The organism is Streptomyces sp. NPDC006923 (assembly GCF_040635655.1).
Lineage (GTDB): Bacteria > Actinomycetota > Actinomycetes > Streptomycetales > Streptomycetaceae > Streptomyces.
Genome location: NZ_JBEYIF010000006.1, coordinates 355,410 through 369,727, shown reverse-complemented (window position 1 = coordinate 369,727; position 14,318 = coordinate 355,410). Strand labels below are relative to the sequence as shown.

The window sequence follows — 14,318 nt, the reverse complement described above, 5'->3', positions numbered from 1 at the left end:
GTCAGGACCGCGTACAGCGACGGGACACCGCCCCACGGCGGTGTCCCGTTCCTGTGTCCCGAGCCGGCGCCGCTACGCCGATACGCTCCCGGACGACGTCGGTGCCGTGGAGACCGTCGCGCCGGTGGACTCGGGCGCGCCCGCGCTGAGGCTCGGGGCCGGGCCGCTCGCCGTCGTCTGGGGCGACGACGGGGACCCCGGGGTTCCCGACGGTGTGTCGGAGGGCTCCTCGGTGGGCGACTCCCCGGTGGAGGGAGTCGAGGACGGCGTGCCCGAGGGCGTCGTCGACGGCTTGCCCGGCCCTGTCGACGGGTTGGCCGGCTTGCCGGGCGACGACGCGCTGTCGCCGGGCGACGAGTCGTCGTCGGACGGACCGCCGGGCGCGGAGGCCGTACCCGAAGGACTGCCACTGCCCGTCGGTCCCTGGGTGCCCGGCAGGCCCTGTTCGGACTGGCTGCCGCCGGGGCGCCGGGTGGAGCTGTCGGCGGGCTGGTCCGCCGGCAGTCCGCCGTCGCCGCCGTCGGCCTCCTCCGGGTCCGCGGACTGGTCCGTCCTGATCTTGTCCGGCTGCGCGCTGTCATTGCCCGAGGTCGCGCCGAGCGTCACCACCGTGCCGAGCACGACCGCGAGTACCGCGCCCGCGCCGGCCGCGACCAGGTTGCGGCGGGCACCGCCGAGCGCGGTACGGCGGGCCGGCGCCGGTGGTGTGACGGCCGGCCTGGGGCCCGTGGTGGCGTTGAGGGCGGCGCCGAGGGCGGGCACCTCGCGCCGGGTGACCAGCGCCGCGCCCTCGCCGGTGCCGGACAGGGCGGGCAGCGCGGGCAGGTTGCCGCCGACCGTCGCCGGTGTGCCGCTGTAGGGCGACACGGGTGTGTCGAACCGTCCCGCGCTCTCCTCGGCGGCGGCCGGCCGGCCGCCGGGCTGCGCCGCCTCGCGGTCCGCGACCAGGGCGAGCGCCCGGCGTCCGGCGACCGTGCCGCTCTTGTCGGCGACGGCCCCGCGCATGCCGATCGACGCCTCCAGCTCGGCGCGGGCCCGGTCCAGATTGCCGACACAGAGCGCGAGCACGCCCAACTCATGGTGGAAGTACGCCTCTTCGGCGACCTCCCCGGCAAGCCTGGCGGCCTCGGAGCCGACCCGCAGGGCCCGCTCCCAGGCGCCCCAGTGCAGCCCCGCCAGGAAGGCGGGGGCGGCGCTGCGGGCCAGCAGCACGGCCGCGCTGGGGTGTCCTGACTCCTGGCCCGGCACCAGCGGCGCCATCGCGGCGAGGATGGCGTCCGCCTCCGCGGTGACGCGCTCGGGTGTGACCGAGGGGTGCCCGGTCCACCAGGCGTAGTGCTGGGCGGCGGTGTGCGCGTGGGCCACGGCGTCGTCGCCGTACCCCTTCTCCTCAAGCTGCGCGGCGACGCCGGGGGCGAGCCGGTAGCGCGGGCCCACCGGGGTCAGCAGCGCGCAGTTCATCAGTTCGCCGAGCGCGGCGTCCGCGTGCGTGTCCCCCACCAGCGCGGGCAGATGCGCCTGGTGCGGGACCTCGCCGCCGAGCGCGACGGCGAACCGCAGGGTGGCGCGAGCGGCCTCGCTCAGCCGCGAGGCGAGCAGAGGGGCCGGGGCCGCGCCCTCGCCGAGCGAGGGCAGAGGTATGTCGTATCCGTCGGGCACGCCGGGCACGTCGAACTGCGCCTCGCCGGTGGGCCGCTCGAAGGGCTCGAACTCGTCGAACGCCTCGGCCCGGCCGCGCAGCCGGTCGCGCTGCCGCAGCAGGGCGCCCGCCTGGACGAAACGCAGCGGCAGTCCCTCGGACTCGAACCAGAGGTCGCCCGCCCAGTTCGCCTCCTCGTCGGTGAGCGGCCGTTCGACGGCACGCTCCAGCAGCTCCAGCGAGGCGTTCCGGCCCAGTCCGCCGAGGGCGACCTCCTCCAGGTTCGCGTCCGCGGAGGGCTGGTCGGTGTCGGGGCCGGCGGCGAGCAGATAGGCGCATTCGGGGGTCGCGCGCAGCAGTTCGTCCAGCGCCTCCCCGCCCAGCTCCAGGTCGTCCAGGACGACGACAGCGCCGATGTCATGGACCAGTTCGAGCAGCGCGGCGCGGTCGGGCCGCTGGAGCGGGGACTTGTGGACCGCCGCGTTCAGCTCGTACAGCAGCTCGGTGGTGGTGCGGTGATGGCCGGAGAGGCGTACGACCCCGTCGGGTGCGAGGTCCGCGCAGTCCGCGGCCACGGCTTCGAGCAGCGCGGTACGTCCGGAACCGGCGGCGCCGGTGAGCCGTACGGAGCGGCCCCGTCCCAGCAGTTCCGTCAGCCGGGCGCGCTCCTCCTGACGCTCCAGCAGCGGGAGCGGCGGCGCGGCGGGTCCCGGCGGTACCGGCGGCCGTCCCGCGCGCTGGAGATCGGCGCGTTCCCGGGCGTCGCGCCGGGCGGGCGCGGCGGGCACCCGGCCCGGCGGGCAGAGCTCGATCTCGCTGCCGTCGACCGGGTTGACGGTCAGCAGGAAGTCGCCCGAGATCAGCTCGACCGTGCGGGCGGGCGGTGGTGTGCTGGCACCGGCGCCCTTGAGATGCCCCAGGGCGGGTGTGGCGGCGGGTGCGGGCGCGGGTGAGAGCGCGGCCGTGATCGCCGGTGTGATCATGACGCGCGGCGGACGCCGCGGCCCGCCGCTCTCGTCGGCGCGTTCGCCACCGGGACGCTCCTCGCCGAGGCGTTCGTCGTCGCGGCCGTGCTCTTCCGGTCCCCGGCTCATCGGGTCCATGGTGAAAGTCCCCCAGATCGTGGCGTGCCGTTGCCCCCCGGCCTCGCACGCCCATCTGTCGCTTCTGGTCCGGTGCCTGCTCCGTGGGTCCGTCAATCGGCAGACGGGCCGAACCCTAGACCTCCGCACCGTGTCCGGGAACAGCCGGGGTGCCACCCCGTCCAAGACGTCACAGTCTTGTGAGGATTGGGCGGTGTGGGCCGGGTCAGACCCGGGGAAGGGACTCTGCGGCGATTCCGCCCTCGATGGCGAGAATGCGGTGCAATCGGGTGGCGACCAGCAGACGCTGCATCTGCGGCGGGACGCCGCGGAGCACAAGTCTGCGGCCACACCGCCCCGCACGCCGGTGGACCCCCATGATGACACCGAGCCCGGTGGCGTCCCAGGAGTCCAGATCGGTCAGGTCGAGCACGAGATCGCCGACTCCGTCGTCGACGGCCGAGTGCAGGACCGTACGGGCGTCCGCCGCGCTGCGCACGTCGAGGCGGCCCTCGACGACCAGCTCGGCGTGGTCGCCCCTGATGTGCATATGCGCTCCCCGAGAGTGCTTTCGTGCTCCGTGTCTGTTCTGTCTTGGTTCTTTCAACAACTGACGGCCGATCAGCCGGAGAAGTTGCCGTCCGTAAGCGAACCGATACCGAAATCACCCTGTGACGTGACACCGGTACGGCCGAGGCGGCTTCAGTGCTTGTAGAAGCCCTGCCCGCTCTTGCGGCCGATGTCACCCGCGTCCACCATCCGGCGCATCAGCTCCGGCGGTGCGAACTTCTCGTCCTGGGACTCGGTGTAGATGTTGCCGGTCGCGTGGAGCAGGATGTCGACCCCGGTCAGGTCGGCGGTGGCGAGCGGACCCATGGCGTGTCCGAACCCCAGCTTGCAGGCCGTGTCGATGTCCTCGGCGGAGGCCACGCCGGACTCGTAGAGCTTGGCGGCCTCGACGACCAGGGCGGAGATCAGCCGGGTGGTGACAAAGCCGGCCACGTCGCGGTTGACGACGATGCAGGTCTTGCCCACCGACTCCGCGAACTCACGGGCGGCGGCGAGGGTTTCGTCGCTCGTCTTGTAGCCGCGGACCAGCTCGCAGAGCCGCATCATCGGGACGGGCGAGAAGAAGTGCGTCCCGACGACACGCTCCGGGCGTCCGGTCACGGCCGCGATCTTGGTGATCGGGATGGCGGAGGTGTTGGAGGCGAGGACGGCGTCGTCCCGTACCAGCTTGTCGAGCGCCCGGAAGATCTCGTGCTTGACGTCGAGCTTCTCGAAGACGGCCTCGACCACGATGTCCGCGTCGGCCACGGCGTCGAGGTCGGTGGTCGTGGTGATACGGGCGAGCGCGGCGTCCGCGTCGGCCTCTTCGAGCTTGCCCTTGGCGACGAACCTGCCGTACGAGGCCCTGATGCCGTCGATCCCCCGGGCCAGCGCCGCGTCGGTGACATCACGCAGCACCACGTCCCAGCCCGCCTGGGCCGAGACCTGCGCGATCCCGGATCCCATGAGTCCGGCCCCGATGACGGCGATCTTCCTGGCCACGACGCACCCCTTGATCCCTCTCCGGCCTTAACGCCGGGTTTACATTTGCCTGCTCTGCCGGAGGTTAGCGTTCACGGACGGCCGTGGGGCGGCGAAGAGATGCGCGTCACGTCTCAGATGACGGACATCACACCCGGGTGCGCCATCAGGCTCCGCGCACCGCGTACTTGAGCGGCGGCCGGCCCGCGCGCCGGTCCCCGGCCGCCGTGTCGGCTCCCCCTCGGCACCCCCTCGCGGTCCGCCGCGGGGGGACGCGGCCCGGGGCCGCCGGCCGGGTGACCGCGCCGGTCCGGCGGCGCCCTACGGGGTCCTCGCCGGACAGCCCTTAGGCTGGCCGTATGGTCAATCTGACGCGCATCTACACCCGCACCGGCGACAAGGGCACGACGGCGCTCGGGGACATGAGCCGGACCGCCAAGACCGACCTGCGGATCGCCGCGTACGCCGATGTCAACGAGGCCAACGCCGTCATCGGTACGGCCATCGCCCTGGGGCAGCTCCCCGAGGATGTCGTCAAGGTCCTCGTCCGCGTCCAGAACGACCTCTTCGACGTCGGCGCGGACCTGGCCACCCCGGTGGTGGAGCAGCCCGAGTTCCCGCCGCTGCGGGTCGAGCAGCCGTACGTCGACAAGCTGGAGGCGGACTGCGACCGCTTTCTGGAGGGCCTGGAGAAGCTGCGCAGCTTCATCCTGCCCGGCGGCACCCCGGGAGCGGCGCTGCTGCACCAGGCGTGCACCGTCGTACGGCGCGCGGAGCGCTCGACCTGGGCGGCGCTCGACGCGCACGGCGCGGTGATGAACGCGCTGACGGCGACTTATCTGAACCGGCTTTCCGACCTCCTGTTCATCCTGGCGCGTACGGCCAACAAGGAGCTCGGAGACGTGCTGTGGGTGCCGGGCGGCGAGCGCTGACCCCGGGGCCCGGGTACCACCGGGGCGCAAGCCGTGTTTCCCGCGCGGGAGTTGGCCGTCCGATCCGGACGGCCACCTTTGGTCTGGACCTATTGACGAGTGGTCCAGACCTTCCTACTCTCACCGCACACACTGCGGTGAGCCGTCGCAGGGTGAGCAGTCACGGACCACCCCCGAATTGTCCGGTACTCACCTGAGGAGCACGCTTGAACACGCAATCCGCCATCCACAGATTCCGCTTCAGATCCAGAACCGTCGCGGGCCTCACCGCGCTGCTGCTGCCGCTGGCCGCCATGGTCGGGCTGGCCTCCCCCGCCGAGGCCGCGACCTCGGCCACGGCCACCTACGCCAAGACGTCCGACTGGGGCTCGGGCTTCGAGGGCAAGTGGACGGTGAAGAACACCGGCACCACCAGCCTCAGCTCCTGGACCGTGGAGTGGGACTTCCCCTCCGGTACCTCCGTCACCTCGGGCTGGGACGCCGACATCACCGGCTCCGCCAACCACTGGACCGCCAAGAACAAGTCGTGGAACGGGACGCTCGCTCCGGGCGCCTCGGTGAGCTTCGGCTTCAACGGCGCCGGCGGCGGAGCCCCCTCCGGCTGCAAGCTCAACGGCGCCTCGTGCGACGGCGGCCCCAGCGTCCCCGGCGACAACCCGCCGTCCGCTCCCGGCACTCCGACCGCCAGCGACATCACCAACACCTCGGTCAGGCTGAGCTGGTCCGCGGCGACGGACGACAAGGGCATCAAGAACTACGACGTCCTGCGCGGCGGCTCGAAGATCGCCACGGTCACCGGTACGACGTACACCAACACCGGTCTCACCGCGGGCACCGACTACTCGTACACGATCCAGGCGCGGGACACGGCCGACCAGACCGGCCCGGTCAGCGGCGCCCGCGCGGTCCGCACCACGGGCGGCGGCGGCACCGACCCCGGCCCCAGCAGCAAGGTCAAGCTCGGCTACTTCACCGAGTGGGGCGTCTACGACCGGAACTACCACGTCAAGAACCTGGTGACCTCCGGTTCCGCGGCCAAGATCACACACATCAACTACTCGTTCGGCAATGTCACCGGCGGCAAGTGCGCCATGGGTGACGCCTACGCGGCGACCGACAAGGCGTACACCGCCGACCAGGCCGTCGACGGCGTCGCCGACACCTGGGACCAGCCGCTGCGCGGAAACTTCAACCAGCTCCGCAAGCTCAAGGCCCAGTACCCGAACATCAAGGTCCTCTGGTCCTTCGGCGGCTGGACCTGGTCCGGCGGCTTCCCCGACGCCGTGAAGAACCCGACGGCCTTCGCCCAGTCCTGTTACGACCTGGTGGAGGACCCCCGCTGGGCCGACGTCTTCGACGGCATCGACCTGGACTGGGAGTACCCGAACGCGTGTGGTCTGTCCTGTGACACCAGCGGCGCCGCTTCGTTCAAGAACATGATGCAGGCCATGCGGGCGAAGTTCGGCGCCAACAACCTGGTCACGGCCGCCGTCACGGCGGACGCCTCGGCCGGCGGCAAGATCGACGCGGTCGACTACGCGGGCGCCGCCCAGTACATGAACTGGTTCAACGTCATGACGTACGACTTCTTCGGCGCCTTCGCCGCGCAGGGCCCGACGGCCCCGCACTCCCCGCTCACCTCGTACCCGGGCATCCCGCAGGCGGGCTTCAACTCCGCCGAGGCGATAGCCAAGTTCAAGGCGCAGGGCGTACCGGCGAACAAGCTGCTGCTCGGCATCGGCTTCTACGGCCGCGGCTGGACCGGTGTGACACAGTCCGCGCCGGGCGGCACCGCGACCGGCGCCGCTCCCGGCACCTACGAGGCGGGCATCGAGGACTACAAGGTCCTCAAGAACACCTGCCCGGCCACCGGCACGGTCGCCGGTACGGCGTACGCCCACTGCGGCACCAACTGGTGGAGCTACGACACCCCGGCCACCATCGCGGGCAAGATGAGCTGGGCGAAGCAGCAGGGCCTGGGAGGCGCCTTCTTCTGGGACTTCACCGGTGACACCGCCAACGGCGAACTGGTGACCGCGATCAACAGCGGGCTCGCGTAACCGTCAGGCGCGCGTAGGCACCGGCACGGCCGGCCGGGAGACCCGGTCGGGAACCGGCCGGAGAGACAGGTGAAGAGACAGGTGAAGGGGGCGGCGCCCGAGCGCCGCCCCCTTCATCATGTTTACCGCGCGGGCCGTCCTGCCCGCCGCTCAGGCCACATTGACGCGCTGTCCGGGCGGGGCCGCCTCCAGCCAGGCGAGAAAGCCGGTCAGCGCGTCGTCGCTCATCGCCAGCTCAAGGCGGATGCCGCGGTGCGCGCAGCCGAGAATGACCGCGTCGGAGAGCAGCGCCAGCTCCTCCTCGCCCTGGGGCGCGCGACGCGACAACACCTCGATGGCGGATCGCTCCAGGGTGCGGCGCGGGCGCGGGGCGTAGGAGAAGACCCGGAACCAGTTGATCCGGTCGCTGTTGTAGCGGGCGACGCCGTACACCCAGCCCTTGCCCGAGAGATCGGTCTCCTCCGGCACGTTCCAGCGCAGACTGCAGTCGAACGTCCCGCCGGAACGCTGGATCAGCCGCCGGCGCAGACCGAAGACGAAGAGCCCCACCGCAACCAGTACGACGACCAGTCCGCACACGAGCAGAGCGAGGATCATCAACACCGACCTCCTCGCCTCATCCAGTACCGGAACAGGAACCGCACCCGCATTGCCTCAGCCGCGACCCGGTCTGGAGAGTCCAGCCAGGGCCGCGGCTGAGGGTGCTGTGCCCTTCCCGGGGGACAAACCCCGGGCCCCGGCCGTCAAGCCGGGCACACAGCCATCACACCTTTGGGCGATGCGCTAGCGCACCGCCACCGCACGCATACGGACGTCGGCGCGCCGCTCGGCGGCGGCGTCGTCACCCGACCGCGCACGTTCCAGCGCACGCTCCGCGCGCTGGGCGTCGATCTCATCCGCCAGCTCGGCGATCTCCGCCAGCAGCGAAAGCTTGTTGTCGGCGAACGAGATGAAACCGCCGTGCACAGCGGCCACGACCGTTTCACCATCACTCGTACGAATGGTCACCGGGCCCGACTCCAGCACACCGAGCAGCGGCTGGTGACCGGGCATGACGCCGATGTCGCCGGACGCGGTGCGCGCGACGACCAGGGTGGCCTCGCCGGACCAGACACTACGGTCGGCGGCGACCAGCTCGACATGCAGCTCAGCAGCCAAGGGTGGCTCCTCGGGTCACCACCCGGCCGTTCAGCCGGGTGTTGGGCTTAATTCTATGGGGTGTCGATGAGAGCGTCGGAGGGGGGCGGGACAAACCCGCCCCCCTCCATGAACCGGACCGGTTCAGGAGACGCCGAGCTCCTTGGCGTTGGCCTTGAGGTCCTCAATGCCACCGCACATGAAGAACGCCTGCTCCGGGAAGTGGTCGTACTCCCCGTCACAGATCGCGTTGAACGCGGTGATCGACTCGTCGAGCGGCACGTCCGAACCGTCCACACCGGTGAACTGCTTGGCGGCGTGGGTGTTCTGCGACAGGAAGCGCTCGACACGACGGGCACGGTGGACAACGAGCTTGTCCTCCTCGCCCAGCTCGTCGATACCGAGGATCGCGATGATGTCCTGGAGGTCCTTGTACTTCTGGAGGATTCCCTTGACGCGGCTGGCCGCGTCGTAGTGGTCCTGCGAGATGTACCGCGGGTCCAGGATGCGGGACGTCGAGTCCAGCGGGTCCACCGCCGGGTAGATGCCCTTCTCCGAGATCGGACGCGACAGCACGGTCGTCGCGTCGAGGTGCGCGAAGGTCGTGGCCGGGGCCGGGTCGGTCAGGTCGTCGGCCGGCACGTAGATCGCCTGCATCGAGGTGATCGAGTGACCGCGGGTCGAGGTGATGCGCTCCTGGAGCACACCCATCTCGTCCGCCAGGGTCGGCTGGTAACCCACCGCGGACGGCATACGGCCGAGCAGCGTGGAGACCTCGGAACCGGCCTGGGTGAAGCGGAAGATGTTGTCGATGAAGAGCAGCACGTCCTGCTTCTGCACATCGCGGAAGTACTCCGCCATGGTCAGGGCCGACAGCGCGACCCGCAGACGGGTGCCCGGCGGCTCGTCCATCTGACCGAAGACCAGCGCGGTCTTGTCCAGGACGCCCGACTCGGTCATCTCGTCGATGAGGTCGTTGCCCTCACGGGTGCGCTCACCGACACCGGCGAACACGGAAACACCATCGTGCAGGTTCGCCACACGCATGATCATTTCCTGGATGAGGACGGTCTTGCCGACGCCCGCACCACCGAACAGACCGATCTTGCCGCCCTTGACGTACGGGGTCAGCAGGTCGACGACCTTCAGGCCGGTCTCGAACATCTCGGTCTTGGACTCGAGCTGGTCGAAGGCCGGAGCCTTGCGGTGGATCGGCCAGCGCTCAGTGATCTGCGACTCGGCCTCCGGCTCGTTCAGGATCTGACCGAGCGTGTTGAAGACCTTGCCCTTGGTGACGTCGCCGACGGGAACGGTGATTCCGTTGCCCGTGTTGGTCACCGGGGCCTGGCGGACCAGACCGTCGGTGGGCTGCATCGAGATCGCGCGGACCACACCGTCACCCAGGTGCTGGGCGACCTCCAGGGTCAGCGTCTTCTTCTTGCCCGCCTCGGCCGGGTCGGAGACCTCGACGTGCAGCGCGTTGTAGATGTCCGGCATCGCGTCGACGGGGAACTCCACGTCGACGACCGGGCCGATGACCCGGGCGACACGGCCCGTGGCCGTGCTTCCCGGGGTGGCCGCCTCAACTGTGGTCGTCATTATTTTTCACTCCCCGCGGTCGCGTCGGCCAGGGCGCTGGCGCCTCCGACGATCTCGCTGATTTCCTGGGTAATTTCGGCCTGGCGGGCCGCGTTGGCAAGCCGGGAGAGGCTCTTGATGAGCTCCCCGGCGTTGTCGGTCGCCGACTTCATCGCGCGCCTGGTGGCGGCGTGCTTGGAGGCGGCGGCCTGCAACAGCGCGTTGTAGATACGGCTCTCGACGTACCGCGGCAGCAGGGCGTCGAGGACGTCCTCCGCCGACGGCTCGAAGTCGAACAGCGGAAGGATCTCGCCCTTCGTGCCGGACTCCTCGGCCGCCTGCTCAAGGCTGAGCGGCAGCAGCCGGTTCTGGACCGGCGTCTGCGTCAGCATCGAGACGAACTCGGTGAAGACGATGTGGAGCTCGTCCACGCCGCCCTCGGCCGTGTCCTGCTGGACGGCCTCGATCAGCGGCGCCGCGACCTTCTTGGCGTCCGCGTACGTCGGGTTGTCGGTGAAGCCGGTCCACGACTCCGCGATCTTGCGCTCGCGGAAGCCGTAGTAGGAGACACCCTTGCGGCCGACGATGTACGAGTCGACCTCCTTGCCCTCACCGCGGAGCCGCTCGGTGAGCTGGTCCGCCGCCTTGATGGCGTTGGAGGAGTAGCCGCCGGCCAGACCGCGGTCGCTCGTGATGAGCAGAACCGCGGCGCGGACCGGGGACTCCGCCTCGGTGGTCAGCGGGTGCTTGGTCGTCGATCCCGTCGCCACCGCGGTGACCGCGCGGGTCAGCTCGGTCGCGTACGGCGTGGAGGCCGCCACCTGGCGCTGCGCCTTGACGATGCGCGAGGCGGCGATCATCTCCATCGCCTTGGTGATCTTCTTGGTCGCGGTGACGGATCGGATGCGACGCTTGTAGACCCGGAGCTGGGCTCCCATGAGTCAGGTCCCTTCCGTCGTCACTTGGAGACGTTGGCGGCCGGCGTGTCGTCGCCCAGGAGCTTGCCGTCCGAGGTCTCGAACTGCTGCTTGAAGGCCGCGATGGAATCACCGATGGCCTGCACCGTGTCGTCGGACATCTTGCCGCCCTCGGCGATGCTGGTGAGGAGTTCCTTGCGCTCGCGGCGCAGGTACTCCAGCAGCTCGGTCTCGAAGCGGCGGATGTCGGCGACCGGGACGTCGTCCATCTTGCCGGTGGTGCCGGCCCAGATGGAGACGACCTGCTCCTCCACCGGGTACGGCGAGTACTGCGGCTGCTTCAGCAGCTCGACCATGCGCTTGCCGCGCTCCAGGGATGCCTTGGAGGCCGCGTCCAGGTCGGAGCCGAAGGAGGCGAACGCCTCCAGCTCGCGGTACTGGGCGAGGTCCACCCGGAGCCGGCCCGAGACCTGCCGCATGGCCTTGTGCTGGGCGGAGCCACCGACTCGGGAGACCGAGATACCGACGTTCAGAGCCGGACGCTGGCCGGCGTTGAACAGGTCGGACTCCAGGAAGCACTGGCCGTCGGTGATGGAGATGACGTTGGTCGGGATGAACGCCGACACGTCGTTGGCCTTCGTCTCGACGATCGGGAGACCCGTCATCGAACCGGCGCCCAGGTCGTCGGAGAGCTTGGCGCAGCGCTCCAGGAGACGCGAGTGCAGGTAGAAGACGTCGCCCGGGTAGGCCTCACGGCCCGGCGGACGGCGCAGCAGCAGGGACACGGCGCGGTAGGCGTCGGCCTGCTTCGAGAGGTCGTCGAAGATGATCAGGACGTGCTTGCCCTGGTACATCCAGTGCTGGCCGATGGCCGAGCCGGTGTACGGCGCCAGGTACTTGAAGCCGGCCGGGTCGGACGCGGGAGCGGCGACGATCGTCGTGTACTCGAGCGCACCCGCCTCCTCCAGCGCACCGCGCACGGACGCGATGGTGGAGCCCTTCTGACCGATGGCGACGTAGATGCAGCGGACCTGCTTGTTGGTGTCGCCCGTGCGCCAGTTGTCACGCTGGTTGATGATCGTGTCGACGGCCAGAGCGGTCTTGCCGGTCTGACGGTCGCCGATGATCAGCTGACGCTGGCCGCGGCCGATCGGCACCATGGCGTCGACAGCCTTGTAGCCGGTCTGCATCGGCTCGTGGACCGACTTACGGATCATGACACCGGGGGCCTGGAGTTCCAGGGCACGGCGTCCTTCGGTCTCGATCTCACCGAGGCCGTCGATCGGGTTGCCGAGCGGGTCGACCACGCGACCCAGGTAGCCCTCGCCAACCGCGACGGAGAGGACCTCGCCGGTACGGGTGACCGACTGCCCCTCCTCGATACCGCTGAACTCGCCGAGGATGATCGAACCGATCTCGCGCTCCTCGAGGTTGAGGGCGAGACCGAGGGTGCCGTCCTCGAACTTCAGCAGCTCGTTCGCCATGGCCGAGGGCAGACCCTCGATCTTGGCGATACCGTCGCCGGCCACGCTGACCGTACCGACCTCCTCGCGCGAGGCCGCGTCCGGCTTGTACGACTGGACAAAGTTCTCCAGCGCGTCCCGGATCTCCTCCGGCCGGATCGTGAGCTCCGCCATCTGGGTTCCCTGCTCTCCTTGTTGGGCCCGAAGTTTCTTTGGGGGTCTGGGGGCGACCCCAGGAATCTTCTGCAGTTTCTGCACGGCCCAACCGGGCCGCTGTTCTTGCTCTGTTCTGTCGCCGGCCGTCAGCCGGCGAGCCGCCGTTCCGCCTCTTCGAGGCGGGCCGCGACCGTGCCGTTGATGACCTCGTCGCCGACCCGCACCGAGATCCCGCCGAGGACCTCGGGGTCCACGTCCAGGTTCAGATGCATGGGGCGGCCGTACAGCTTCGCCAGCGCGGCGCCGAGGCGCTGCTTCTGTCCGTCGGTGAGCGGCACCGCCGAGGTCACGACGGCGACCATGCGGTCCCTGCGCGCCGCGGCGAGCCGGGACAGGGTCCCCAGACCCGCTTCCAGGCTACGTCCCCGGGGCTGTGTCACAAGACGTGCTACAAGGCGTTCCGTGGCCGGATTGGCCCGGCCGCCGAGCAGGCTCTGCACCAGGGCCGTCTTGGCGGTGACCGTAGCCGACCGGTCCGTCAGCGCGGCCCGCAGCTCGGTGCTGGACTCGACGATCCGGCCGAACCGGAACAGCTCGTCCTCGACGTTGTCGAGCGCGCCGGACTGCTGCGCGGCGGTCAGCTCGGCGAGGGCGGACAGCTCCTCCACCGAGTCGACCAGGTCGCGCGGCTGGGACCAGCGGGACCGCACCATGCCGGACACCAGGTCCGCGGCAGCCTCGCCCACCTGGCCGCTCAGCAGCCGCCGGGCCAGGCCGGCCTTGGCCTCGCCGGGCTGCGCCGGGTCGGTCAGGACCCGGCGCAACGACACCTCACGGTGGAGCAGCGCGGTCACGGCGGCCAGCTCGTCGGCGAGCTTCGCCGCGTCGACCGAGGGACTGTCGGTCAGCGCGTCGAGACGCTCACGCGCGGCGGCCAGTGCCTCGCGGCTCGCACCGTTCATCGCGTGGCCTCGGCCTTCGAAGCGCCGTCCTCAAGCTCGTCGAGGAAGCGGTCGACGGTGCGGCTCTGGCGGGCGTGGTCCTCAAGGGACTCACCGACCAGCTTGCCGGCCAGGTCGGTGGCGAGCTTGCCCACGTCCCTGCGCAGCGCGCTCGCCGCGGCCTTGCGGTCCGCCTCGATCTGCGCGTGACCGGCGGCGATGATCTCTTCGCGCTGCCGCTGGCCTTCCGCCTTCATCTCCTGGATGATCGCGGTGCCCTGCTCGGTCGCCTCCTGGCGGAGCCGGGCGGCCTCGTGACGGGCCTCGGCGAGCTGGGCCTTGTACTGCTCAAGGACGCTCTCGGCCTCGGTCTTGGCGGCGTCGGCCTTCTCGATACCGCCCTCGATGGCCTCGCGACGCTCGTCCAGAACCTTGTTGATGTTCGGGAGGAGCTTCTTGGCAAGGAAGCCGAAGACGATGACGAAGGCGAGCAGGCCGATGACAAGCTCGGGGATCGGCGGGATGAGCGGGTTTTCCAACTCCGCCTCCGCCGCGAGCTGAACCATGGGGTTCACATCAGTGCCTTTCGTCTAGTGAGCTGGGCGTGTGATCACGAGCCGTAGACGAACGGCATGACCAGACCGATGAGGGCGAGCGCCTCACAGAAGGCGAAACCGAGGATCTGGTTGGCGCGGATCAGACCGGCGGCCTCGGGCTGCCGGGCCAGGGCCTGGGTGCCGTTACCGAAGATGATGCCGACGCCGACGCCGGGACCGATCGCGGCGAGACCGTAGCCGATGGAGCCGAGAGCCTTGAGGTCACCGGTGACAGCGGCGAGGTTCGAGACAGCGGACATGCCGGAACTTCCTTCTCTTTCACGGAC

13 protein-coding genes are annotated in these 14,318 nt (G+C 70.2%); 2 read left to right on the top strand and 11 right to left on the bottom strand.

Annotation, left to right across the window (positions count from 1 at the left end):
* Positions 1-72: 72 nt before the first annotated feature.
* The 3 genes from ABZ707_RS15035 to ABZ707_RS15025 all read right to left on the bottom strand — a co-directional run bounded on the left by ABZ707_RS15035 (position 73) and on the right by ABZ707_RS15025 (position 4,272).
* Complete coding sequence (locus ABZ707_RS15035; protein ID WP_360173469.1) at positions 73-2,742, bottom strand: ATP-binding protein; 2,670 nt, start codon at positions 2,740-2,742, stop codon at positions 73-75.
* A gap of 205 nt (positions 2,743-2,947) precedes the next feature.
* The gene (locus tag ABZ707_RS15030) at positions 2,948-3,271 is read right to left on the bottom strand and encodes an STAS domain-containing protein (protein ID WP_319683533.1); all 324 of its coding nucleotides are present in this window, start codon (positions 3,269-3,271) and stop codon (positions 2,948-2,950) included.
* A gap of 152 nt (positions 3,272-3,423) precedes the next feature.
* A complete protein-coding gene (locus ABZ707_RS15025) occupies positions 3,424-4,272 on the bottom strand; it encodes a 3-hydroxyacyl-CoA dehydrogenase family protein (protein WP_360173465.1) in 849 nt (282 codons plus the stop codon).
* 338 nt (positions 4,273-4,610) lie between these two features.
* Here ABZ707_RS15025 and ABZ707_RS15020 point away from each other — a divergent pair, with 338 nt between their 5' ends.
* Together ABZ707_RS15020 and ABZ707_RS15015 are read left to right on the top strand one after the other, a co-directional pair.
* Positions 4,611-5,183: a cob(I)yrinic acid a,c-diamide adenosyltransferase gene (locus tag ABZ707_RS15020; protein WP_360173462.1), complete on the top strand. Its 573-nt coding sequence runs from the start codon at positions 4,611-4,613 to the stop codon at positions 5,181-5,183.
* A gap of 293 nt (positions 5,184-5,476) precedes the next feature.
* Positions 5,477-7,243 carry a glycoside hydrolase family 18 chitinase gene (locus tag ABZ707_RS15015; RefSeq protein ID WP_360173879.1) on the top strand — a complete coding sequence of 589 codons (1,767 nt, stop codon included), beginning with the start codon at positions 5,477-5,479 and terminating at the stop codon, positions 7,241-7,243.
* Positions 7,244-7,393: 150 nt separating this feature from the next.
* Here the strand turns inward: ABZ707_RS15015 and ABZ707_RS15010 are convergent, their stop codons facing one another.
* From ABZ707_RS15010 to ABZ707_RS14975, 8 genes are all read right to left on the bottom strand, one after another.
* Positions 7,394-7,840 (bottom strand): DUF2550 domain-containing protein, encoded by a 447-nt coding sequence (locus ABZ707_RS15010; RefSeq protein ID WP_360173460.1) that lies wholly within the window; start codon positions 7,838-7,840, stop codon positions 7,394-7,396.
* Positions 7,841-8,026: 186 nt separating this feature from the next.
* Positions 8,027-8,401: a F0F1 ATP synthase subunit epsilon gene (locus tag ABZ707_RS15005; protein ID WP_319683527.1), complete on the bottom strand. Its 375-nt coding sequence runs from the start codon at positions 8,399-8,401 to the stop codon at positions 8,027-8,029.
* A gap of 123 nt (positions 8,402-8,524) precedes the next feature.
* Positions 8,525-9,979, bottom strand: a complete 1,455-nt coding sequence (gene atpD, locus ABZ707_RS15000; protein ID WP_360173458.1) for a F0F1 ATP synthase subunit beta — start codon at positions 9,977-9,979, stop codon at positions 8,525-8,527.
* Entirely contained in the window at positions 9,979-10,896 is a 918-nt protein-coding gene (locus ABZ707_RS14995; protein ID WP_360173455.1) for a F0F1 ATP synthase subunit gamma, read from the bottom strand. Before ABZ707_RS14995 ends, atpD begins: the two co-directional genes overlap by 1 nt.
* A gap of 20 nt (positions 10,897-10,916) precedes the next feature.
* Complete coding sequence (gene atpA / locus ABZ707_RS14990) at positions 10,917-12,512, bottom strand: F0F1 ATP synthase subunit alpha (protein ID WP_360173452.1); 1,596 nt, start codon at positions 12,510-12,512, stop codon at positions 10,917-10,919.
* 128 nt (positions 12,513-12,640) lie between these two features.
* Complete coding sequence (locus ABZ707_RS14985) at positions 12,641-13,456, bottom strand: F0F1 ATP synthase subunit delta (RefSeq protein WP_360173449.1); 816 nt, start codon at positions 13,454-13,456, stop codon at positions 12,641-12,643.
* On the bottom strand, positions 13,453-14,010 hold the full coding sequence (locus ABZ707_RS14980) for a F0F1 ATP synthase subunit B (protein ID WP_360173446.1): 558 nt from the start codon (positions 14,008-14,010) through the stop codon (positions 13,453-13,455). Before ABZ707_RS14980 ends, ABZ707_RS14985 begins: the two co-directional genes overlap by 4 nt.
* Before the next feature lie 35 nt (positions 14,011-14,045).
* Positions 14,046-14,291: a F0F1 ATP synthase subunit C gene (locus tag ABZ707_RS14975; protein WP_319683520.1), complete on the bottom strand. Its 246-nt coding sequence runs from the start codon at positions 14,289-14,291 to the stop codon at positions 14,046-14,048.
* Positions 14,292-14,318: the final 27 nt, after the last annotated feature.

Coding starts and splice junctions, on each gene's coding strand:
- ABZ707_RS14975 (WP_319683520.1), bottom strand. CDS start 14,291: ATGTCCGCTGTCTCGAACCTCGCCGCTGTCACCGGTGACCTCAAGGCT.
- ABZ707_RS15030 (WP_319683533.1), bottom strand. CDS start 3,271: ATGCACATCAGGGGCGACCACGCCGAGCTGGTCGTCGAGGGCCGCCTC.
- atpA (WP_360173452.1), bottom strand. CDS start 12,512: ATGGCGGAGCTCACGATCCGGCCGGAGGAGATCCGGGACGCGCTGGAG.
- ABZ707_RS15015 (WP_360173879.1), top strand. CDS start 5,477: ATGGTCGGGCTGGCCTCCCCCGCCGAGGCCGCGACCTCGGCCACGGCC.
- ABZ707_RS15020 (WP_360173462.1), top strand. CDS start 4,611: ATGGTCAATCTGACGCGCATCTACACCCGCACCGGCGACAAGGGCACG.
- ABZ707_RS15035 (WP_360173469.1), bottom strand. CDS start 2,742: ATGGACCCGATGAGCCGGGGACCGGAAGAGCACGGCCGCGACGACGAA.
- ABZ707_RS14995 (WP_360173455.1), bottom strand. CDS start 10,896: ATGGGAGCCCAGCTCCGGGTCTACAAGCGTCGCATCCGATCCGTCACC.
- ABZ707_RS15010 (WP_360173460.1), bottom strand. CDS start 7,840: ATGATCCTCGCTCTGCTCGTGTGCGGACTGGTCGTCGTACTGGTTGCG.
- ABZ707_RS14985 (WP_360173449.1), bottom strand. CDS start 13,456: ATGAACGGTGCGAGCCGCGAGGCACTGGCCGCCGCGCGTGAGCGTCTC.
- atpD (WP_360173458.1), bottom strand. CDS start 9,979: ATGACGACCACAGTTGAGGCGGCCACCCCGGGAAGCACGGCCACGGGC.